Origin of the sequence: Rodentibacter genomosp. 1 (assembly GCF_001999285.1) — a bacterium.
Classification (GTDB): domain Bacteria; phylum Pseudomonadota; class Gammaproteobacteria; order Enterobacterales; family Pasteurellaceae; genus Rodentibacter.
The window spans coordinates 65,378-87,990 of sequence record NZ_MLHN01000009.1; the positions used below are offsets into that span (position 1 = coordinate 65,378).

Consider the following 22,613-nt stretch of genomic DNA (forward strand, 5'->3'; position numbering starts at 1 on the left):
ATGAGCAAAGTTTCTATTTTAGTTATCACACATAAAAGCTATGAGTTTCCTCACTCGAATATTTATCGACCTTTATGGGTTGGGAAAAAGAGCGGGCAATTTTCACAGGCTTTTTTAAGTGATGATACGGGGAAACATATTTCAGGGAAAAATGGCTCGTTTTGTGAGCTGACAGGTTTATATTGGGCTTGGAAAAATCATTTTTTTAAAGATGTTGAATATATGGGATTAGTACATTACCGCCGTTATTTTACAGGTGTTGGTGAGAAACTTAGAGGAAAAGCTATTCTTTCGGAAGAAAATATCGTTGCCCTACTTAAAGAATATGATTGTATTTTGCCTAAAAAAAGAAACTATTTTATTGAATCAATTTATTCTCATTATAAGCATGCTCACCATATTCGTGATCTTAATATAACAAAAGAGATTATTTCAAAAGATTATCCTGCATATGTCGAGAGTTTTGAAAAGATTATGTTAGGTAAATCATTGCATCTTTACAATATGTTTATAATGAAAAAAATAGATTTTGATAAATACTGCACTTGGTTATTTGACATATTATTTAAGTTAGAAGAAAAAATTGATATAACGAATTATGATGATTATCAAAAAAGAGTTTTTGGTTTTATTGCTGAAAGGCTTTTTAATGTTTGGGTATATCATCATAAGTTGAGAATAAAAGAAATATCGGTTGTGAACTTAGAAGGTGAAAACCTTTTCTCTAAAGCTACTCAATTAATCATAAGAAAATTTGTGAATAGATAATGGATTTATTATGCATAAAAATAACATCAGTAAATTAATTCTAATTTCAGTAGATTTTTTCTCTTTGGTAGTAGCATTATTTTTTTCGCATTTTATTTTATTTTCTGTCTCGTCCAATCCTGAGAATTATATACCGGTAGAGGAAAAAACTAATTATTTACTTATTCACTTCTTGGTTTCATTGTCTTGTATAATTTGGTTTTTGATAAAATTAAGACATTATACCTATCGAAAACCATTTTGGTTTGAGCTAAAAGAGATTCTTCAAACTCTATCTATTTTTTTTATTATTGAACTTTCAATTATGGCTCTTTCTAAGCTATATATTTCTCGAACATTTTGGTTAAGTGTTTGGGGAGCCATCTTTCTTTTGTTTCCCTCAATTAGAATATTGATTAAAATAATTCTTATTAAAACTGGTATTTATATCAAAGATAGCGTAATTATAGGCAGTGGGAAAAACGCAGAAGATGTTTTTCAAGCATTGAATGAAGAAAAATTCTTAGGGCTGAATATCCATTTATTTGTATCTACTGATGATAGTATAGGCGCTAAGAAAATTCTAGGTGTTCCTATTGCTAGACATAATCCTGAATTGTTACTAAAAATTGTTGATCCTAAGTTTACTCAATTTATTCTTGCGATGGATGAAGAAAATAAAGAAAAACAAGATTTTTGGTTGCGTTTTCTAATTAGTAAAGGTTGTCGTTCAATTTCTGTAATTCCGGAGCTTAGAGGTATTCCTCTCTATGGAACCGATATGGCCTTTTTATTTAGTCATGAAGTGGTTTTATTCCGGGTTAATAATAATCTTGCTAAACGTTCCTCTAAATTACTTAAGAGGGCTTTTGATATTATCGGCTCCATATTTTTAATTATTATACTTTCTCCAATATTCTTGATTTTATATTTTTTAGTTAAAAAAGATGGAAGCGTAGCTATTTACCGACATACCCGTATCGGACAATTTAAAAAAACTTTTGAATGTCTTAAATTTAGGACAATGAAACCCAATTCCTCTGAAATACTAAAAAATTTATTAGAACATGATCCTATAGCCCAAAAAGAGTGGGAAAAGGATTTTAAACTGAAAAATGATCCAAGAATTACACATATAGGCAGATTCCTTAGAGAAACGAGTTTAGACGAACTACCACAATTATGGAATGTGTTAAAGGGAGAAATGAGCTTAGTTGGTCCCCGCCCAATTGTGAAAGATGAGCTTGCGTATTATCAAGATGATATAGATTATTATTTAATGGCAAAACCAGGTATGACAGGGCTTTGGCAAGTCAGTGGGCGAAATAATGTAGATTATGAAACTCGGGTTTATTTTGATACTTGGTATGCTAAAAACTGGTCGTTATGGAATGATATTGTGATTCTATTTAAAACTATAAAAGTTGTTATAAATAGAAATGGAGCTTATTAAATGAAAAAAATCCTTCTGACTGGTGGGGCAGGTTTTATTGCTTCCAACGTCACTCGCTATATCATTGAAAATACGTCAGATAGTGTTATTAATGTAGATAAATTAACCTATGCAGCCAATCTAGAATCTCTTAAATCGGTAGAAAAAAACCTACGTTATGTTTTTGAGCAGGTCGATATTTGTAATGCAAAAGAACTCACTCGTGTATTTGAACAACATCAACCTGATGCGGTAATGCATTTGGCAGCAGAAAGTCATGTTGATCGATCTATTGATGGACCTTCTGCCTTTATTGAAACCAATATTGTTGGGACTTATACCTTACTTGAGGTTACCCGAATATACTGGAGTAGCTTAAGTGATGAGAAAAAACAGACATTTCGTTTTCTTCATGTTTCCACTGATGAGGTCTATGGTGATTTAGCAAATAAAGAAACACTGTTTACTGAAACTTCTCCTTATAACCCAAGTAGCCCTTATTCTGCCTCAAAAGCAGCAAGTGATCACTTAGTCAATGCATGGTATAGAACCTACGGTTTACCTGTTATTATTGCACATAGTTCTAATAATTACGGACCATACCAATATCCTGAAAAACTTATTCCACTCATGATTATAAAGGCCCTATCAGGAAAGCCTCTTCCGGTGTATGGTAATGGTCAGCAAATTAGAGATTGGTTGTTTGTAGAGGATCATGCCAAGGCACTTTATAAAATTATGACCAAAGGAAAAATTGGTGAAACTTATAATGTCGGCGGACGTAATGAGAAAACAAATATTGAGGTAGTTTACGCTATTTGTGCTTTGTTGGAAGAATTAGCACCAAATAAACCGAAAGGTGTGGAAAAATACGAAGACTTAATTACTTATGTCAAAGATCGCCCGGGACATGATGTTCGTTATGCCATTGATACAAGAAAAATTAGTCATGAATTAGGGTGGAAACCACAAGAAACTTTTGAATCAGGATTAAGAAAAACAGTAGAGTGGTATCTGAAACAATTTCAATTAGGAAAATACTACAATAGAAAATAGCTAAGTATCTCGCTGATAAAATAAGTATATTTAAGATTATCTTCTTATATAAAAACTGGTATAGTTCGCTAACCGGTTTTTCTTTTATAAGGAGAGTTAAAAATGGAGATTATTCTTTCTAACCGTCCGGCAGCGGATTGTTGGGGTAAAAATGCGATAGTAAGTTTTAATGGCGAAGAAGCGATTATTCACCTAAAAAATAATGAGAAAAATGACCGCACTTTGGTGCAACGTGCTGCGCGTAAGTTACGTGGGCAGGGCATAAAAGATGTGGAATTAGTTGGTGATGACTGGAATTTAGATTTTTGTTGGGCATTTTATCAAGGGTTTTATACAGCAAAACAGGATTATGCCATTGAGTTTCCACATTTAGAGCGTGATTTACAAGATGAATTATTAGCCCGTGTTGAATGCGGCGATTTTGTCCGAGAGGTGATTAATGAACCGGCACAAAGTTTAACACCTATTAAACTAGCCGAGCGAGCAGCAGAGTTTATTACAGCTCAAGCAGAACATTATTCGGAGAAAAGTGCGGTCAGTTTTCAGATTATTTCTGGAAAGGAATTGGAAACGCAAGGTTATCATGGAATTTGGACTGTAGGAAAAGGTTCGTCAAATCCGCCGGCAATGTTGAAGTTAGATTTTAATCCGACCATGGATCCAAATGCACCTATATTAGCTTGCTTGGTTGGTAAGGGAATTACTTTTGATAGTGGCGGGTATAGTATTAAGCCAAGTGATGGAATGAGTACAATGCGTACTGATATGGGGGGCGCAGCATTATTAACCGGCGCTTTAGGATTAGCTGTTGCTCGAGGGTTAAAGCAGCGAGTGAAACTCTACTTATGTTGTGCAGAAAATTTAGTGAGCAGCAATGCGTTTAAATTAGGCGATATTATTACCTATAAAAATGGTGTGGCAGCGGAGATTTTAAATACCGACGCAGAAGGTCGTTTAGTGTTGGCAGACGGATTAATTGAAGCGGATAATCAACATCCTGAGTTTATTATTGATTGTGCTACCTTAACCGGTGCGGCTAAAGTGGCGGTAGGTAATGACTACCATTCGCTGCTCACAATGGATGATGAACTTGCGACAGCGCTTTTCCAATCGGCTAAGGCCGAAAATGAGCCATTTTGGCGTTTACCATTTGAGGAGTTCCATCGTTCACAAATTAGCTCTTCATTTGCGGATATTGCCAATATTGGTACAGTGCCGGTTGGTGCAGGGGCAAGTACAGCGACAGCCTTTCTCTCCTATTTTGTGAAGAATTACCGGCAGAATTGGTTGCATATTGATTGCTCTGCAACTTATCGTAAATCCGCAAGTGATTTATGGGCGGTTGGTGCAACAGGTATTGGGGTTCAAACATTAGCGAATTTATTATTGTCAAAATCAGAAAAGTGAGGATGAATATGACAGAAAGAACACTTTCCATTATTAAGCCTGATGCGGTGAGACGTCATCTTATTGGGGCTATTTTGGCTCGCTTTGAACAAAATGGGTTTAAAATTATTGCAACCAAAATGGTACATTTAACGAGAGAGCAAGCGGAAGGTTTTTATGCCGAGCATCAAGGCAAGGTATTTTTTGACTCATTAGTGGAGTATATGATGTCCGCACCGGTTGTGGTTTCGGTATTAGAAAAAGAAAATGCCGTGAAAAATTACCGCACTTTGATTGGTGCGACAAATCCGGAAAATGCAGAAGAAGGAACGATTCGTAAGGATTTTGCATTAAGTCAGCGTGAAAATTCTGTTCACGGCTCGGATAGCATAGAAAGTGCGAATCGTGAAATTGCTTATTTTTTTGCTGATTCGGAAATGTGTGAATATTAATTTTATAATAGATAAAAAATAGCGAGTTTTTACACTCGCTATTTTTTTGTATCTAATTTTCTTATAAACCAATTACCGCAAATAATACCCAAATAGTATAAATAGTTGCTAAACCATAGAAGATAAAGCCACCCGCCGGTACATGGATTTTAAGATCGTGCATGCCATGGTGAATTCGGTGTAAACCGCACCACATTGGGAAAATGGTTAGCACGAGAATCACAAGTTTACCGATCCAAGAATAGGTAAAAGTGACGAGGTTTGCCAGATCAATTAAACCAAAGGGGAGTAATAAACCTAAGATTAAAATCACCACCGGAAAGAAAATTGCGCTTACTGTACCACCAGCACCGAAAAGCAACCATACCGGTGGTTCACCGGAGCGTTTTGGATTTTTATCAACCATTTCTTCTCTCCCTTAGATATAAGCTAAAACTAATGCAACCACGCTGATAAGCGCAGTGACTGCCCAAAGCGCATTTCTGATGACATGATGTGGTAAACGCTCATTTTTGACGATGATGTTCATCACTTTTGGTGTCATTAAGAAATAGGTGACGGTATGGTAAAGCGTTGCGACAAGCGTAATAATATTTAAGATCACCACAATAGGGTTTCTTAAAAACTCAATAAAGCTAAAAATACCGTGTCCAGGGATAGGATTACTGGCAAGGCAGAGTACGCCATAAAGTAGCACAATACAGAACCATACGGCAAAGATTGAGGTTGCTTCACGTAGCATATAGGCTTTATAGAAGTCCAGTTTTTGCCACCAAGTAGCCGTCATTGGGCGAACATATTTTTTGCGTTTACTTACAGTTACTGACATTTCTTCCCCCTTAGCCTTTTGGTTTTATCATAGAGATCACATAATCTTTGGCACTTTCCACCTTACCTTGGTTGATTGCGGAAGCCGGATCTACATGTTTTGGACAGACTTCAGAGCAATATCCCACGAACGTACAGCTCCATACCCCGTTTTTACCGTTTAATAATGGCATACGTTGTGCTTTTCCGTGGTCACGGTTATCAAGGTTATAACGATGAGCCATCGTGATCGCAGCAGGTCCTAAGAACTCAGGGTTCAGACCGAATTGTGGGCAAGCAGCATAACATAAACCACAGTTAATGCACATTGAGAAAGTGCGGTATTTTTCAAGTTGTGCTGGAGTTTGTTTAGTGCGACTTTTCGCTAGTTCTGCTGATGGGTGTGGTTTGCCATCTAATGGCGGAGCCTCATTGCCAATAATATATGGTTTGATGGCTTCTAAACTTTCAATGAAGTGGCTTAAATCTACCACTAAGTCACGTTCAATAGGGAAGTTTGCCAGAGGTTCAATACGCATATGACCACTGTAATCACGTAAAAAAGTTTTACATGCCAGTTTCGGCTTATTATTAACCATCATTCCACAAGAACCGCAGATTGCCATACGGCAAGACCAACGGTAAGAAAGGGATGGTTCAAGTTTATCTTTAATATAACCTAACGCATCAAGTAAGGACGTTTGGTTGTCATAAGGCACTTGATAAGTGCTTAAATGTGGCTCTTGATCGCTTTCAGGATTGTAGCGTAAAACTTCCACATTCATTACTGGTGAATTAGCCATTTGCTTGCTCCTTAGCTTTCGCAGCCGCCTCTTGAGCTTCTGCTTCCGCACCGTAAACACGTTTTGCAGGTTGAGATTTAGTGATTTTTACCGGGCTGTATTCAATACGTGGTGCACCGTTCTCATTGTAGAAAGCAAGGGTGTGTTTTAAATAATTGACATCATCACGTTCGGTGTAATCTAAGCGTTGATGTGCCCCACGAGATTCTTTACGTTCGATAGCTGAATTAGCGATAGATTGCGCCACATCAAGGATGTAACCTAACTCAACGGTATAAAGTACATCTGTGTTGAATACACTTGAGTTATCAGCAACACGAATACGTTTATAGCGTTCTTTTAATTCCGCAATTTTGTCTACGGCTTTTTGCATACTTGCTTGATCACGGTAAATACCACAACCTTCTTCCATCACCGTCCCCATTTCATCACGAATATCAGACCAAGATTCGTTTCCTTCTTGTTTGTGAAGGGCCTCTAAACGGGCAACGATGTCTTTAGCTTGAGCATCAACGGCACTTTGATTTGCAGGTTGTGCCTCAACAGCACGTTGTGCGGCATATTCACCGGCGACACGACCAAGTACTACAAGTTCTGCTAATGAGTTAGAGCCTAAGCGGTTTGCACCGTGTAAGCCTGAAGATGCACATTCGCCAACGGCAAATAAACCTTTAATGCGGGTTTCACTGTTAAAATCGACCTCAATACCCCCCATAGTGTAGTGAACAACAGGGCGTACAGGAATTGGTTCATTGACAGGATTTACCCCTTCGTATGCACTTGCTAATTCACAGATAAATGGAAGACGTTCATGCAAATATTTTTCACCAAGGTGACGTAAATCAAGGTGGACAACATCTACGCCTTTTGCTGTTTTTAGAGTATTGCCTTTTTTCCATTCCTGCCAGAAAGCCTGAGAAACTTTATCACGTGGCCCTAATTCCATATATTTGTTTTCAGGTTTGCCGATTGGGGTCTCTGGGCCAAGACCATAATCTTGAAGATAACGGTAGCCATCTTTATTGACTAAGATACCGCCTTCACCTCGACAACCTTCAGTCATTAAAATACCGGTATTTGGTAAGCCCGTTGGGTGATATTGTACAAATTCCATATCACGTAGTGGTACGCCGTGACGATATGCCATAGATAAACCGTCCCCGGTTACAATACCACCATTAGTATTGAATTTAAATGCACGACAACCACCACCGGTTGCAATCACAACTGCATTGGCATTAATTTGAACAAGCGTCCCTTCCATCATGTTCATTGCAACCATACCGCGAGCATGACCATCATCCACTAAAATATCCAGTACAAAGTGTTCATCAAAACGTTGAATTTGAGGGTATTGGATCGAGGTTTGGAAAAGGGTGTGTAATAGGTGGAAACCGGTTTTATCCGCCGCAAACCAAGTACGCTCAATTTTCATCCCACCAAAACGGCGTACATTGACATCACCGTCTGTTTTACGACTCCATGGACAACCCCAACGCTCTAACTGGGTCATTTCCACCGGAGAATGTTCAACAAAATATTCCACCACATCTTGTTCGCATAGCCAGTCACCGCCTGCTACGGTATCTTGGAAGTGTTTATCATAAGAATCTTCTTCTTTGATAACGGCTGCTGCTCCTCCCTCTGCTGCCACCGTGTGGCTACGCATAGGATACACTTTTGAAACTAATGCAATTTTTAAGTTAGGATTTGCTTCCGCTGCTGCAATTGCTGCCCGTAAACCGCCACCACCTGCACCAACAATCGCAATATCGACATTAACTGTTTGCACGATATCCTCCAATCTATAGAAAGTAAAAAAATAAAACACCCGAAAGGGATAGGGCATTGTGCCATTTTTTTACAAATTAATAACCTTTTTTTGAGTGGAATTTTAGAGAAATTACTCATTTTGTGATCTACCTCAAAAAAGTTAATTTTTCTAAGTAAATCAAATGAGAAGGGTTTTTATTTGATGTGCGTTTTAACGATAATCAGACTGACAGTTGAGTTGATAAATTGCCTCGTTTACAATGGGTGAATTAATAATAGGAATATAAAAAATAGAGAAAAAATGACCGCACTTCCACTTGAATCTCCTTTATGGCAGCCCTCAGCCTCCATTGAAAACTTACTTGCCCGAGCAAAAATTATTGCTGATATTCGGCGCTTTTTTACTGATCGCGGTTTACTTGAAGTAGAAACGCCGGTATTAAGTGAATTTGGGGTAACAGATCTTCATCTTTCCACTTTTAGTACAGAATTTATTGCACCTTTTGATGAATTATCAAAAACACTGTGGCTTTCAACCAGCCCTGAATACCATATGAAACGTTTATTGGCCGCAGGGAGCGGACCTATCTTTCAAATTAGTAAGGTATTTCGTAATGAAGAAGCCGGTAATCGTCATAATCCGGAATTTACCATGTTGGAATGGTATCGACCGCATTTTGATATGTACCGCCTAATTAATGAAGTAGATGATTTACTTCAACAAATTCTTGATTGTAAGCCGGCGGAAAGTATGAGCTATCAATTTGCGTTTCAAGAATATGTTGGGATTGATCCGCTTTCTGCCAGTCGCAAAGAATTAGTGGAAACGGCTCGTCAGCATAATTTTATGGCTGAAGAGGACGAAGATCGTGATACTTTATTGCAGTTTTTATTTAGTGAAGTGGTAGAACCTCAAATTGGGCAAGAAGCACCGGTTGCGGTTTATCATTTTCCTTCCTCACAAGCGGCACTAGCGCAATTAAGCATGGAAGATCAACGTGTCGCAGAGCGGTTTGAGTTCTATTACAAAGGCTTGGAACTTGCCAATGGTTTCCATGAATTAACCGATGTAAATGAGCAAAGACGCCGTTTTGAGCAAGATAATCGCCAGCGGCAAAAAGTGGGGTTACCGGTAAGAGCAATTGATGAACGTTTTCTTGGGGCATTACAAGCCGGTATTCCAAATACATCAGGTGTCGCATTAGGGGTTGATCGCTTAGTTATGATTGCATTGAATGCATCATCTATCAAAGATGTGCTTTCCTTTTCAATTGAAAATGCCTGATTCTCCTCGTAAGGGCGGTTAAAAATAAGATGTTTTTTTAACCGCTCTTTGATCTAGATAAAGATTCTGTTATTTAATGTTTAAAAAACCGTTATCTCGATCACATTTCTAAAAACATTTCTTTGTATTTCATTGCATTAAGGCATATTATGCGCGCGAAATTTATCAGGAGATTTCCTGAAAGATTGAAATTTAATCTGTACTTTTTATCTTTTCTAAGGTGTTTATTATGAAAAAAATCAAATGGAACAAATTTGATGCTGCATGGATGTTAAATTTATTTGGCACGGCAGTGGGAGCCGGCGTGCTATTTTTACCAATTAATGCGGGAATGGGCGGGTTTTGGCCGCTTGTCGTGATGGCGATTTTAGTCGGTCCTATGACCTATTTTGCTCACCGAGGATTGGCATATTTTGTGCTTTCTTCTAAGAAACCGGGCAGTGACATCACTGAAGTTGTGGAAGAACATTTCGGTAAAACGGCCGGTAAATTGATTACCTTACTTTACTTTTTTGCGATTTTCCCGATTTTGTTAATTTACGGTAACGGCATCACCAATACGGTTGATTCTTTTATTGTGAATCAATTGGGGATGGCATCACCTAACCGTGCCTTACTCTCTTTGGTATTAATTGCGTTATTAATTTCGGTGATGCTTTTTAATGAAAAAGTGATGTTGAAAATTACAGAGTGGTTGGTTTATCCGCTCGTCCTTATTTTATTTGCTATGTCCATTTACCTCATTCCTGAATGGAATGGTGCAATGCTGAGTGAAATGCCCACTGTTGGCGGTTTCGTTACAACATTATGGGTTACTATTCCGGTTTTAGTCTTCTCTTTCAACCACTCTCCGGCAATTTCTTCTTTTACCTGTTCACAATATCGTGAATATAAAGAATTTGACAACACCGAACGTCACATTGGGCATACTGAAAAAGGCACATCAACCATTTTGCTTTTCTTCGTTATGTTCTTTGTATTTAGTTGTGTATTAACGTTAACGCCGGAAGAATTATTAGCGGCAAAAGCACAAAATATCAGTATTTTGTCTTTCTTGGCGAATAAATTTGATAACCCTTATATTTCTTACTTTGGACCATTAGTTGCATTTTTGGCGATTACCAGTTCTTTCTTTGGCCATTACTTAGGGGCACGTGAAGGTTTGGAAGGTTTATATTTAAAAATGAAAGGTGAATCGGTTAACCGCAAAAAATTAAATTATGCGACCGCACTTTTCTTTTTATTAACGCTATGGGGCGTGGCAATTATCAACCCGAGTATTTTAGGCTTAATTGAATCGCTTGGTGGTCCAATTATTGCGATGATCCTATTTATTATGCCAATGTATGCGATCCGTAAAGTTCCGGCAATGAAACGTTATCAAGGTCGTTTTAGTAATGTATTTGTGACTATTATGGGATTAATAGCTATCTCTGCGGTTGTATATGGATTATTATAAGCGGCTTTTTTGTTTAGCTTATTAACGAGAAATTTATGATTAGCGTATTTGATATGTTTAAAGTGGGAATTGGGCCTTCCAGTTCCCACACAGTAGGGCCGATGAAGGCGGGTAAGCAATTTGTCGATGATTTAATTGAACGGGGACAATTTGAGCAAACCTCAGAAATTCATGTTGATGTGTATGGCTCTCTTTCAATGACGGGGCGTGGGCATAATACCGATATTGCGATTATTATGGGGCTTGCCGGTTATTTACCACATGATGTTGATATCGATCTCATTCCACGTTTTATCGAAAAAGTAAAAGAAACCGCAGAATTGCCTATCGATCAGGGCAAAAAAACGGTGAAATTTGATTTTGAAAATAATCTTGTGTTTCACAGTACTTTTTTGAAATTACATGAAAATGGGATGATGATCACTGCTCTAGATGCCGATCGTAAGGAACTTTACCGCCAAACTTATTATTCCATTGGTGGAGGTTTCATCGTGGATGAAGCGCATTTTGGGCAGGAAGAAGAAAGCCCTGTTAGCGTGCCTTATCCTTATAAAAATGCAGAAGATATTTTAAAGCATTGTAGCGAAAACGGCTTAATGTTCTCAACGGTGATGCTTGAAAATGAAATGGCATTACATGGAAAAGAAGCCGTGAGTGCACATTTAGATAATGTGTGGAAAGCCATGAAAGCCTGTATTGATCACGGATTACACACAGAAGGCATTTTACCGGGACCATTACGTGTACCTCGCCGTGCCGCTTCCTTATATCGAATGTTAGAGGCGAACACGAATTTATCCAATGATCCTATGCGTGTTATTGATTGGGTAAATATGTTTGCTCTTGCAGTGAATGAAGAAAATGCGGCAGGCGGACGGGTGGTGACAGCACCAACAAATGGTGCCTGTGGCATTATTCCGGCGGTACTGGCTTATTATGATAAATTTATTTCACCTTTAACTCAGGAAACTGTTGAGCGTTATTTATTGGCTGCGGGGATGATCGGCTCGCTTTATAAAATGAATGCCTCGATTTCCGGTGCTGAGGTGGGCTGTCAAGGTGAAGTGGGCGTTGCTTGTTCTATGGCGGCAGCCGGATTAACAGAAATTCTTGGTGGCAATCCAATGCAAGTGTGCATTGCGGCAGAAATTGCCATGGAACATAACCTTGGCTTAACTTGTGATCCGGTTGGCGGACAGGTTCAAGTCCCTTGTATTGAACGTAATGCTATCGCTTCAGTGAAAGCGATTAATGCGGCTCGTATGGCATTGCGCCGTACTACCAATCCACGGGTTACACTCGATAAAGTGATCGAAACCATGTACGAAACAGGCAAAGATATGAATGCAAAATACCGTGAAACTTCACAAGGCGGGTTGGCGGTAAAAATTGTTTGTACATAGTTAAATAGTAAAAGTGGGGAGGGCAAAATCTCCCCATTTTTTTACCGCACTTTTCCTCTCTTCTTTCTATCTTCACTCTTGTGTTATTTTTATCCCGTAAATCTTGAACGCAAACGATTGCTTTGCTAGAATGCTCCGATTTTTTTAACAGTAAGGAGCAAATCGTGGCGTTTAATCTTAAAAATAGACATTTATTGAGCTTAGTGAACCATACTGAGCGAGAAATTCGATTTTTGTTAGATTTGGCGAGAGATTTAAAAAGGGCAAAATATGCCGGCACAGAGCAGCCTCGCTTAACCGGAAAAAATATTGCACTTATTTTTGAGAAAACGTCAACCCGAACACGATGTGCTTTTGAAGTGGCTGCTTACGATCAAGGCGCACACGTCACTTATATTGATCCCGTTTCATCACAAATTGGGCATAAAGAATCAATGAAAGACACCGCACGTGTATTAGGCAGAATGTATGATGCCATTGAATACCGTGGTTTTAAGCAATCCATTGTGAATGAATTAGCGCAATATGCAGGGGTGCCGGTATTTAACGGTTTAACCGATGAATTTCACCCAACCCAAATGCTTGCAGATGTTCTTACAATGATTGAAAACTGTGAGAAACCATTGAGCCAAATCAGCTATGTGTACATTGGTGATGCACGTAATAATATGGGGAACTCTCTATTATTAATTGGTGCAAAATTAGGTATGGATGTACGTATTTGTGCACCGAAAGCCTTATTACCGGAAGAGTCGTTAGTGAAAATGTGCCAAGAGTTTGCAGAGCAATCCGGTGCAAGAATTACCGTTACCGAAGATATTGATACCGCAGTGAAAGGTGTTGATTTTGTGCATACGGATGTATGGGTTTCGATGGGGGAACCGCTTGAGGCTTGGGCGGAACGAATTGAGATGTTAATGCCTTACCAAGTCACACCGGAATTAATGAAACGCACCGGCAATCCGAAAGTTAAATTTATGCACTGCTTACCGGCATTCCACAACAGTGAAACCAAAGTAGGGAAAGAAATTGCGGCAAAATATCCGCAACTGGCAAATGGTATTGAGGTGACTGAGGAGGTATTTGAATCACCGGCAAATGTGGCATTTGAGCAAGCGGAAAACAGAATGCATACCATCAAAGCCGTCATGGTGGCAAGTCTGGCATAATGAGTTTGTAGCATCGTCAATATAACGGTGCTATTTTTTTATCAACTAAAAAGGAAAGCAAAATGAGAATTGTTGTTGCATTGGGTGGAAACGCCTTATTAAAAAGAGGAGAGCCGATGACGGCTCAAAATCAGTCTGCGAATATTCGTATTGCGACAGAACAGTTAGCGAAAATTAAACAAGAAAATGAATTAGTGATTTCCCATGGCAATGGCCCTCAGGTTGGCTTGCTCGCATTACAGCACGCCGCCTATTATGCCCAAGATCCTAAAATTGAACCTTATCCATTAGATGTCTTGGTTTCGCAAACCGTGGGAATGATAGGCTATATGTTGCAACAAGAATTAACCAATCTGTTGCCACATACGCCAACGATTACCGTATTAAATCAAGTGATTGTTGATCCGAAAGATCCTGCATTTGAAAAACCAAGCAAACCTATTGGACAGGTTTATGCCAAAGAAGAAGCGGAAAAACTAGCTGCAGAAAAAGGCTGGGCAGTGATGGCAGACGGGCAATATTATCGCCGTGCCGTACCAAGTCCTTTACCAAAATCTGTCACAGGAATTGACTCGGTGAAAGCTTTATTAGCCAATCGTAACATTGTCATTTGTGGCGGCGGTGGTGGCATACCAAGCTATTATAATGAGAAAGGGGAACTACAAGGCGTTGAAGCCGTGGTAGATAAAGATTTATGCACTGCCGTGATTTCTCAAGAATTAGAGGCGGATTTATTTATCATTGCCACCGACGTTCCCGCAGCTTGCGTGAATTTTAACCAATCGAATCAACAACAAATCGCCAAAGCCAATCCACAGGCTTTAGAAAGCCTTGCTTCAGAGTTTGCACCGGGTTCTATGGGACCAAAAGTGAAGGCAGTGATCAATTTCGTAAAAGCCACCGGTAAAGAGGCGGTTATTGGTTCGCTAAACGATATTGAACGTATTGTCAAAGGCGAAGCCGGTACAAGAGTTACCAATAGCATTGAAGGCATTGAGTTTTACTAAACAAAAAGGGGATGAAAACATCCCCATTTTTGACCGCACTTTTTAGAAATTTTTCTCAATAGAAAGAAATAATTCACCACTTTTACGTGAATAAAACTCAGGAATGTTACTGTCGATTTTGCGATAGCGATAATTCAATTTCGGGATAAACCCTCTCCATTGCAACTGGTTATGCCAAAGCGCTACATTAATGCTATATTCCTTGTCTTGCCGTTTTTTCGTTGGGAAATAAAAATTTTCCGCTCGAAAATCACGTTTTACATAGTGTCCGCTTAAACGCATCGTAAAATCCTTGATTTGCCATATTGTGCCGATATTAAGCCCTCGGCGGAGTGAAGATTCCGCTTTATCTTTACTTTGATCGAGGCTCCCTTCAATACCACCAAATATCAACCAATTCGGTTTAGCTTGATAACTGAATGAAAGGGTCGCACCGTTAATGTAACCATTATGTCGGCGTGCCACATTGGTTTCGGCGTAGCGTTTTTGTGTATGGGAAAGCGTGCCTGAAATCGACCAAAGTGCGGTCAATTCTTGATGAAAATTTGCGGTTACGCCATAGTTTTTACTATAACGTGGTGAACCTAACCAATTTTGTTCAAAAAATGGCATAACGCCGAACGATTGTAAGGCTGAACGGTAACGATAACCTAACGCCGCATACAAAGATTTTTCGCTATAATCTTGATTATCCCAATAATGTACGCCGTTAAAATAACTATTGAAGGCAAAAAAATGATTTTTTGCAACATTCACTTCACGATTTAGCCCTACGCCATAATGAAAACCGTGTGCTTTCTGTGGTAGCGAGTCTTTATCTTTTTGAAAACGAAGCTCACCAAGCATAATATCCTGTTGAGCAGAGGCATTATTCACATTATCCGTTCGCGTGTATTGCAATTCAGCCTCCACCTGCCAGTTTTGGCGTTTTTCCATTTCTTGTAGATAGCGTTGAGCTAAGTCGTTCATTTGTGGCGATAAATCAGGCATCGCCCGTTCAATTTCGGCTTTCGCTTGACGATATTGTTTGTTTTCAAACAGCATTACACCCAAATCGAAACGTGGGTAAGTCAGTGTGGGATTTTCATTCACGATCTGTTGATAAAGGGAAATCGCTTCAGGATATTTTCGTTCGGCACGTAACATTGCCCCTTTAGCGTAGCGGTAAAGGGTAGCATCATAATGGGCTTGTTTTTGATAGAGCGGTAATAATCGTTTTAATAATTCCCATTGTTGATTTACCACGCTATAGTTAATTAACTTTTCTAGTTTTGTTTGCACTGAATCCCTTTCATTCAATGCAATTTGAGGCGTGGAAAGTGCGGTGGATTTTGGCGGTGTTTTTAGCTGAGGTGCATTTGTTTTAGGCACGCCTACCTCTTCGAAGAAAATCGGCGGAGGTGTATGAATGGTTTGAGCTTGAGAAATAAGGGGGACAAGCGGTAGAAAATAAGCAAATTTTTTCATAATAAATAGTAGGGACACACTGCGTGTGTCCGTTATAAAATCAAATTATTTCAATATGTTATAAGCGGACACACGCAGTGTGTCCCTACAGATCAAAAAATTAAATTTGTGTCACGATATATAATGGAACAAAATGCCGTTTAAATTGGGATTAAACGGCATTTTGTTTAAAGGAAAGGTTTATTTTTGGATCTCGCCACGTGTGCCGCCAAAGCCGATTGTCTTACCAACAACTGAGGCTTCACCAGCAATTTCTTCCGCATTTTTACCAAAGAAGCTTAATGAATAATTACCTTCATTAGAATCTTGACGGGCAATACCAGCGACTCCATTGCCATTAATCGTACTTTCCGCTAATTCAATATCAGTATAAATACCTAAGTTACTAATTGAGCCTGAACCTTTTTTGTCTGCAAAATTAACGTTATATGATAAATCTCCAGTGTAACGATCGGATACAAAAGCCTTACCAGTATAAGTTGCACTTCCTTCAGATGGGATTGCATCTACCTTGGTTTCTAATCCTTTTGCTGATACATTCATTGAATCAACACGATAATTTGTTCCGTTGATATTTTGATAGCCATTTTCATAATCCCCTGTTACTACAGAGTATTTTTGATTATAAACAAGCGTACCATATTCATAATTATTTTGAATCATACCTGATGAGGAAAAGATCGTATCTTGTTTGTGTCCAATACTTGCTGCAACAACTTTTCTTTGTTCAAGATCGCTATATGCACCTTTAGCTTCATTGATAATGGCAGTATCTAAATTAGCTTGGACAGTCTGTTCATCATTATTTAGGTTATCACTAGCAAATTGTTCAGCATTCATTAAACCAGCTTCATTTGCAAGTTGAATCAAGGCATCTTTTTTAACCTTATTTTGTTTAAATATTTCAATCTCTTGTTTAGCTTTCTCTACTAAATTACCTGTTCCACTCCAATTTGAATTAACTGTTTGAATAATTTCATTTGCTTCGTAATCAGATAGCCCCTCATTTAAAATGATCTCTTTCAAATAATCATATAAATAACTACCGCGTAAATAACTTTCACTGACACCATTTCCCATTAATTGCTCTGGATTCTTAGAAAATCTTTCGGCATATTCATTTGCAATGTTGTCTGGTAAGCCAATGCTTTTTGCAACATCAAATAATTCAGATTTTTTTAGGGCAATGGCTTCTTCAGCTTTACGGGCTTCTTCGGCTAAGCGAGCTTCTTCAGCTTTACGGGCTTCTTCGGCTAAGCGAGCTTCTTCAGCTTTACGGGCTTCTTCGGCTAAGCGAGCTTCTTCAGCTTTACGGGTTTCTTCAGCTAAGCGAGCTTCTTCCGCTTTGCGGGCTTCCTCGTCTTTACGAGCTTCTTCAGCTTTACGGGCTTCTTCAGCTTTGCGAGCTTCTTCAGCTTTCTTAGCGTCCGCTACTTGCTTTTGTGTATTTTGAGCGGTTGGTTTATTTGTTGGTGTAGAACCGCCACTGCTGCCACTACTTCCACATCCGGTTAATGCCAATAAAAGCGCAGTTGCAACTGAGAGAGTTTTTAGTTTCATTTTGGTTTCCTCAAATAATTGTGTGATTAAAAAAACAAAAAAATTATAATTTTCCGTTAATTTGTGTACAATTAACCAACAGTTACAGTAAGCCACCTTGTTAAGGTGGCTTTTACCTTGCGAGGGTAGAATATGAAAATTAATGAAAAGATTCGTCAATTACGAGAGAAACATCGTTTATCACAAGAAAGTATGGCGGAGAAATTAGGAATGTCGGTAACGGGGTATGCCAAAATTGAGCGGGGCGAAGTGCGTTCGACTTTACCCCGTTTGGAACAAATTTCAGAAGTCTTTGAGATGGATATTTGTGAATTGTTGGCTTTTGGGGAAAACGAGAAAGTTTATTTTAATAATTCCTCAAGTGGTTCTACAAATTCAAATAATTCTAATCATTTCTTATTTGCAGTGGGGAATGAGAATTTAGAAAAAGCGATTCAACAATTACAATTAATGGTGACACACAAAGATGAATTATTACTACAAAAAGACAAAATTATTCATGGTTTAGAGCGTGAGCTCGAGTTACTCAGAAAATTACAAAATTAAGAAATTGAAACGGGGATGAAAACATCCCCATTTTTGACCGCACTTTATTTCCCTTTCATATCAACAATGACTACTTCCGATTGTGATCCCAAACGCATTGGAATGCCCCAGAATCCATAGCCTGATGTCACCATAAAATACGGCTTGCCGATTTTTTCTAAGCCATAATCAATGCGGTAGGTGAGGGCGGTGATGAGATTCGCCGGAAAAATTTGCCCCTTGTGGGTGTGGCCGGAAACCTGTAAATCAAAAGGCAATGTTGAATGGATTTCCACTTCGGAAGGGCGGTGGTCGAGGACGATAATCGGTAAGTCCGGCTTGGCTTGGTTTAATAATGTTTCTGTACTTGGACGATTTTTTTCGAGATCGTCATTTCGTCCGATTAAAACCAGTTCGTCATTAATAGTTGCCACTTGATCCTTTAATAGGACAATGCCGGCTTGGCGGATTTCTGCGGTAATTTCTTCTTGGTGTCCAAAAAAATCGTGATTGCCTAGGGTGGCATAAACCCCCAATGGCGCACGAAGTTTTTCTAAATGTGGACGCATATTTTCCGCTAAATAGGCGGTCACATTATCGTCCATAATATCGCCGGGGAGCAGGATTAAATCGACTTTTTGCTCATCCATTATTTGTGCCAGTTTATCTAGGGCTTTCCCGCCAAATAATGTGCCTAGGTGTAAATCGCTTGCCACACCAATTCTCAGCGGTTTCATGGGCTTATCCAATGTGATTTCATAATGTACAAGACGTGGGACATAGGCGTTGTAAATGCTTAATCCGAGTAATCCAGCCAAGGCGAAAGGATAGGCAAGGCGTAAAGTGCGGTCGATTTTTGCGATGATTTTTGTTTTGCTGAAAAGAAAATGAATGATCACAATGCCGAGGCTGACAAAGGCTGAAAAAAGCAATAAGGCGAGAATAAAAGCGATAATACGCGCCGCCATAAAAAGTTGCAGGAGTTGACCAATTAAAAGTGCATTGGGTATGCTAAAAGTGATTAATGCCAGATATTTTTTGCCTTTTGGCGAGAGTTTTCCATCAAAAAGCCAATGTAATGTGCGGTTAAAAATCGTGATAAATAATTGTAAGCTGATAATCGCTATGGCAAAAATAATGTAGTAACGGAATTCCATAAAGTTCGCTGCTTTCCTCAAAATTCTAAAAAGCGGAATAATAAATTTCTCTGTTTCCAAAGGCAAATTTTTTCGCTAGAATGCGCCTAATTTTTTGACTTAAAAGGATAACATTATGTTTGGAAAAGGCGGTTTGGGCGGTTTGATGAAACAAGCGCAACAGATGCAAGAAAAAATGCAGAAAATGCAGGAAGAAATCGCACAACTTGAAGTAACCGGCGAATCAGGTGCAGGACTGGTGAAAATCACTATTAACGGTGCACATAATTGTCGTCGCATTGATATCGATCCTTCTTTAATGGAAGACGATAAAGAAATGTTGGAAGATTTAATCGCTGCTGCATTCAATGATGCGGTACGTCGTGCGGAAGAATTACAAAAAGAAAAAATGGCCTCGGTCACTGCTGGTATGCCATTACCGCCGGGAATGAAGTTTCCTTTTTAATTGTTTGGTGCGTGAAGAGGGGTTCACGCACGAGCTCCTATTGTCTTTTCATTTATCATTATGCAAAGCAGTCCACTTTTAGAACATCTCATTGAAAATCTCCGTTGTTTGCCGGGTGTAGGGCCAAAATCTGCACAGCGTATGGCATATCATCTTCTGCAACGCAATCGCAGTGGTGGAATGAATTTAGCACGAGCGCTCACCGAGGCGATGTCTAAAATTGGGCATTGTTCTCATTGTCGTGATTTCACGGAAGAAGACGTGTGTAATATTTGCAATAATCCGCGCCGTCAAAATTCCGGTTTGCTTTGTGTGGTGGAAATGCCAGCGGATATTCAAGCCATTGAGCAAACAGGGCAATTTTCCGGTCGATATTTTGTGTTGATGGGGCATTTGTCGCCACTTGATGGCATTGGGCCTCGTGAAATTGGTTTGGATTTATTGCAAAAACGCTTGATAGAGGAATCTTTTCATGAAGTGATCCTTGCCACTAATCCTACCGTAGAGGGTGATGCCACGGCGAATTATATTGCGGAAATTTGCCGTCAACACAATATCAAAGTGAGCCGTATTGCCCATGGTATTCCTGTGGGGGGAGAACTTGAAACCGTTGATGGCACCACCCTGACCCATTCTTTCCTTGGCCGCCGTCAAATCGACTAATCTTTTCTTATGCGTTTATTTATCGCCGAAAAACCTAGTTTAGCGCGGGCTATTGCCGATGTATTGCCCAAACCGCATCAACGTGGTGATGGCTTTATTAAGTGTGGCGATAAAGACGTGGTGACTTGGTGTGTGGGGCATTTATTGGAACAAGCAGAGCCCGATGTTTATGATCCCAAATTTAAACAATGGCGATTAGAGCATTTACCCATTATTCCTGAAAAATGGCAACTTTTACCACGTAAAGAGGCAAAAAAGCAGCTTGCGGTGGTGGAAAAACTTATTCATCAAGCGGACGAATTAGTCAATGCGGGCGACCCGGATCGAGAAGGGCAGCTTTTGGTGGATGAGGTGTTTAGCTATGCAAAGTTAAGTGCAGAAAAGCGTGATAAGATCCAACGCTGCTTAATCAGCGATCTCAATCCCAGTGCGGTGGAAAAAGCCGTTAATAAATTACAGCCGAACCGCAATTTTATTCCTCTCTCCACCTCGGCCTTGGCAAGGGCTCGTGCCGATTGGCTTTATGGCATTAACATGACAAGGGCTTATACCATTCGTGGTCGTCAGGCAGGCTATAATGGTGTGCTTTCTGTGGGGCGGGTGCAAACCCCTGTGTTGGGGTTGATTGTTCGCCGAGATTTAGACATCGAACATTTTCAGCCGAAAGATTTCTATGAAGTGCTGGCATGGATCAATCCGGAAAGTCAGAGGGAAAAAACACCAGAAAAATCGACCGCACTTTTCAGTGCTTTATGGCAACCCAGCAAGGCGTGCGAAGATTATCAAGATGAAGACGGGCGTGTGCTTTCTAAAGCCTTAGCAGAAAATGTGGTAAAACGTATTACCGAACAGCCGGCGGAAGTGACGGATTATAAAGATGTGCGAGAGAAAGAAACTGCCCCCTTGCCTTATTCTTTATCTGCCTTACAAATTGATGCGGCGAAACGTTTTGGGATGTCGGCACAAGCAGTATTGGATATTTGTCAGCGATTGTATGAAACTCACCGTTTGATTACTTATCCTCGTTCAGATAACCGTTATTTGCCGGAAGAACATTTTGCAGAACGTCACCAAGTATTGAAAGCGATTTCTGTTCATAGTGAAACCTATCAAACCTTGCCGGATGTAGTGGATATCAAGCAAAAAAATCGTTGCTGGAATGATAAAAAAGTGGAGGCGCACCACGCAATTATTCCTACAGTGAAAAGTCGTGCAGTGAATTTAACCCGGGAAGAACGCCATATTTATGAGCTTATTGCTCGCCAATATTTAATGCAATTTTGTCCTGATGCAGAATATCGTAAAAGCAAAATAACGTTGAACATTGCCGGCGGCACCTTTATTGCTCAAGCACGAAATTTACAAAAAGCAGGTTGGAAAGAATTGCTCGGTAAAGAAGATGAAACGGAAAACCAAGAGCCGTTGTTACCGATCGTGAAAAAAGGGCAAATTTTGCATTGTGAACGGGGTGAAATCCTCAGTAAAAAAACGCAACCGCCAAAACCTTTTACTGATGCAACCTTGCTTTCAGCGATGACGGGGATTGCCCGTTTTGTTCAAGACAAAGAATTGAAAAAAATTCTGCGGGAAACCGATGGATTAGGCACAGAAGCAACTCGGGCAGGTATTATCGAATTACTCTTTAAACGTGGCTTTTTAACTAAAAAAGGGCGTAATATTCATAGTACGGAAACAGGGAGAATTTTGATTCAAGCTTTGCCGGATATTGCCACCCAACCGGATATGACAGCACACTGGGAAGCACAACTCACTGATATTAGCCAAAAGCAAGCTACCTACCAACAATTTATGTATGGGGTGAATCAAATGTTGCCGGATTTAGTGCGTTTTGTTGATTTTAATGCTTTGAGGCAGTTAAGCCAAATGAGTAGAACCTCAGAAAAACCGAGAAAAAGAGCGGTCAAAAAAACGGAATAATACTATTGGAAAATAAGTTGATTAAACTTGATACAATTGAACAATAAATAAGAAAAAAAAACTTGCGAAAAAGATGAAA

The 22,613-nt window shown here is 39.4% G+C and carries 21 protein-coding genes; 14 read left to right on the forward strand and 7 right to left on the reverse strand.

Features of this window, described 5'->3' with window-relative positions:
• The 5 genes from BKK54_RS05430 to ndk all read left to right on the forward strand — a co-directional run bounded on the left by BKK54_RS05430 (nt 1) and on the right by ndk (nt 5,073).
• Complete coding sequence (locus BKK54_RS05430) at nt 1-768, forward strand: DUF4422 domain-containing protein (protein WP_077542112.1); 768 nt, start codon at nt 1-3, stop codon at nt 766-768.
• Nucleotides 769-778: 10 nt separating this feature from the next.
• A complete protein-coding gene (gene wbaP / locus BKK54_RS05435; protein ID WP_077542113.1) occupies nt 779-2,200 on the forward strand; it encodes an undecaprenyl-phosphate galactose phosphotransferase WbaP in 1,422 nt (473 codons plus the stop codon).
• Nucleotides 2,201-3,235, forward strand: a complete 1,035-nt coding sequence (rfbB, locus tag BKK54_RS05440) for a dTDP-glucose 4,6-dehydratase (protein WP_077542114.1) — start codon at nt 2,201-2,203, stop codon at nt 3,233-3,235. It abuts the gene before it with no gap.
• A 102-nt stretch (nt 3,236-3,337) separates the two neighbouring features.
• Nucleotides 3,338-4,642, forward strand: a complete 1,305-nt coding sequence (gene pepB, locus BKK54_RS05445) for an aminopeptidase PepB (protein WP_077542115.1) — start codon at nt 3,338-3,340, stop codon at nt 4,640-4,642.
• An 8-nt stretch (nt 4,643-4,650) separates the two neighbouring features.
• Nucleotides 4,651-5,073 (forward strand): nucleoside-diphosphate kinase, encoded by a 423-nt coding sequence (gene ndk, locus BKK54_RS05450; RefSeq protein WP_077542116.1) that lies wholly within the window; start codon nt 4,651-4,653, stop codon nt 5,071-5,073.
• 61 nt (nt 5,074-5,134) lie between these two features.
• On the opposite strand, the gene frdD is transcribed toward ndk, so the two are convergent.
• The 4 genes from frdD to frdA are packed head-to-tail and all read right to left on the reverse strand — an operon-like array spanning nt 5,135 to nt 8,475.
• Complete coding sequence (gene frdD / locus BKK54_RS05455) at nt 5,135-5,479, reverse strand: fumarate reductase subunit FrdD (protein WP_077542117.1); 345 nt, start codon at nt 5,477-5,479, stop codon at nt 5,135-5,137.
• 12 nt (nt 5,480-5,491) lie between these two features.
• The gene (gene frdC / locus BKK54_RS05460; protein WP_077542118.1) at nt 5,492-5,902 is read right to left on the reverse strand and encodes a fumarate reductase subunit FrdC; all 411 of its coding nucleotides are present in this window, start codon (nt 5,900-5,902) and stop codon (nt 5,492-5,494) included.
• A gap of 10 nt (nt 5,903-5,912) precedes the next feature.
• Entirely contained in the window at nt 5,913-6,683 is a 771-nt protein-coding gene (locus tag BKK54_RS05465) for a succinate dehydrogenase/fumarate reductase iron-sulfur subunit (RefSeq protein WP_077542119.1), read from the reverse strand.
• Complete coding sequence (gene frdA / locus BKK54_RS05470) at nt 6,676-8,475, reverse strand: fumarate reductase (quinol) flavoprotein subunit (RefSeq protein WP_077542120.1); 1,800 nt, start codon at nt 8,473-8,475, stop codon at nt 6,676-6,678. The genes BKK54_RS05465 and frdA overlap by 8 nt, the downstream gene beginning before the upstream one ends.
• 282 nt (nt 8,476-8,757) lie before the next feature.
• On the opposite strand from frdA, the gene epmA reads away from it, so the two are divergent.
• The 5 genes from epmA to arcC all read left to right on the forward strand — a co-directional run bounded on the left by epmA (nt 8,758) and on the right by arcC (nt 14,779).
• Entirely contained in the window at nt 8,758-9,741 is a 984-nt protein-coding gene (gene epmA / locus BKK54_RS05475; protein ID WP_077542121.1) for an elongation factor P--(R)-beta-lysine ligase, read from the forward strand.
• A 229-nt stretch (nt 9,742-9,970) separates the two neighbouring features.
• Nucleotides 9,971-11,200, forward strand: coding sequence for an HAAAP family serine/threonine permease (locus BKK54_RS05480; RefSeq protein ID WP_077542122.1), 1,230 nt, complete (start codon nt 9,971-9,973; stop codon nt 11,198-11,200).
• A gap of 35 nt (nt 11,201-11,235) precedes the next feature.
• Nucleotides 11,236-12,603, forward strand: coding sequence for an L-serine ammonia-lyase (locus tag BKK54_RS05485; RefSeq protein ID WP_077542123.1), 1,368 nt, complete (start codon nt 11,236-11,238; stop codon nt 12,601-12,603).
• A gap of 164 nt (nt 12,604-12,767) precedes the next feature.
• Nucleotides 12,768-13,772 carry an ornithine carbamoyltransferase gene (locus BKK54_RS05490; RefSeq protein ID WP_077542124.1) on the forward strand — a complete coding sequence of 335 codons (1,005 nt, stop codon included), beginning with the start codon at nt 12,768-12,770 and terminating at the stop codon, nt 13,770-13,772.
• A 62-nt stretch (nt 13,773-13,834) separates the two neighbouring features.
• On the forward strand, nt 13,835-14,779 hold the full coding sequence (gene arcC / locus BKK54_RS05495) for a carbamate kinase (RefSeq protein ID WP_077542125.1): 945 nt from the start codon (nt 13,835-13,837) through the stop codon (nt 14,777-14,779).
• A 42-nt stretch (nt 14,780-14,821) separates the two neighbouring features.
• Here arcC and BKK54_RS05500 read toward each other — a convergent pair whose 3' ends face one another.
• Nucleotides 14,822-16,246 carry a surface lipoprotein assembly modifier gene (locus BKK54_RS05500; RefSeq protein ID WP_077542126.1) on the reverse strand — a complete coding sequence of 475 codons (1,425 nt, stop codon included), beginning with the start codon at nt 16,244-16,246 and terminating at the stop codon, nt 14,822-14,824.
• Between the two features lie 180 nt (nt 16,247-16,426).
• Entirely contained in the window at nt 16,427-17,806 is a 1,380-nt protein-coding gene (locus tag BKK54_RS05505) for a factor H binding protein domain-containing protein (protein WP_143541429.1), read from the reverse strand.
• Nucleotides 17,807-17,938: 132 nt separating this feature from the next.
• Between BKK54_RS05505 and BKK54_RS05510 the strand changes: the two genes are divergently transcribed.
• Nucleotides 17,939-18,352: a helix-turn-helix domain-containing protein gene (locus BKK54_RS05510; protein WP_077542128.1), complete on the forward strand. Its 414-nt coding sequence runs from the start codon at nt 17,939-17,941 to the stop codon at nt 18,350-18,352.
• Between the two features lie 44 nt (nt 18,353-18,396).
• Here the strand turns inward: BKK54_RS05510 and BKK54_RS05515 are convergent, their stop codons facing one another.
• Nucleotides 18,397-19,488, reverse strand: a complete 1,092-nt coding sequence (locus tag BKK54_RS05515; RefSeq protein ID WP_077542129.1) for a metallophosphoesterase — start codon at nt 19,486-19,488, stop codon at nt 18,397-18,399.
• A 115-nt stretch (nt 19,489-19,603) separates the two neighbouring features.
• On the opposite strand from BKK54_RS05515, the gene BKK54_RS05520 reads away from it, so the two are divergent.
• The 3 genes from BKK54_RS05520 to BKK54_RS05530 are packed head-to-tail and all read left to right on the forward strand — an operon-like array spanning nt 19,604 to nt 22,534.
• Complete coding sequence (locus tag BKK54_RS05520; RefSeq protein WP_005629464.1) at nt 19,604-19,933, forward strand: YbaB/EbfC family nucleoid-associated protein; 330 nt, start codon at nt 19,604-19,606, stop codon at nt 19,931-19,933.
• Nucleotides 19,934-19,993: 60 nt separating this feature from the next.
• Nucleotides 19,994-20,596 carry a recombination mediator RecR gene (gene recR, locus BKK54_RS05525; RefSeq protein WP_077542130.1) on the forward strand — a complete coding sequence of 201 codons (603 nt, stop codon included), beginning with the start codon at nt 19,994-19,996 and terminating at the stop codon, nt 20,594-20,596.
• 9 nt (nt 20,597-20,605) lie between these two features.
• Nucleotides 20,606-22,534, forward strand: a complete 1,929-nt coding sequence (locus tag BKK54_RS05530) for a DNA topoisomerase III (protein WP_077542131.1) — start codon at nt 20,606-20,608, stop codon at nt 22,532-22,534.
• The last annotated feature ends 79 nt before the right edge of the window (nt 22,535-22,613 follow it).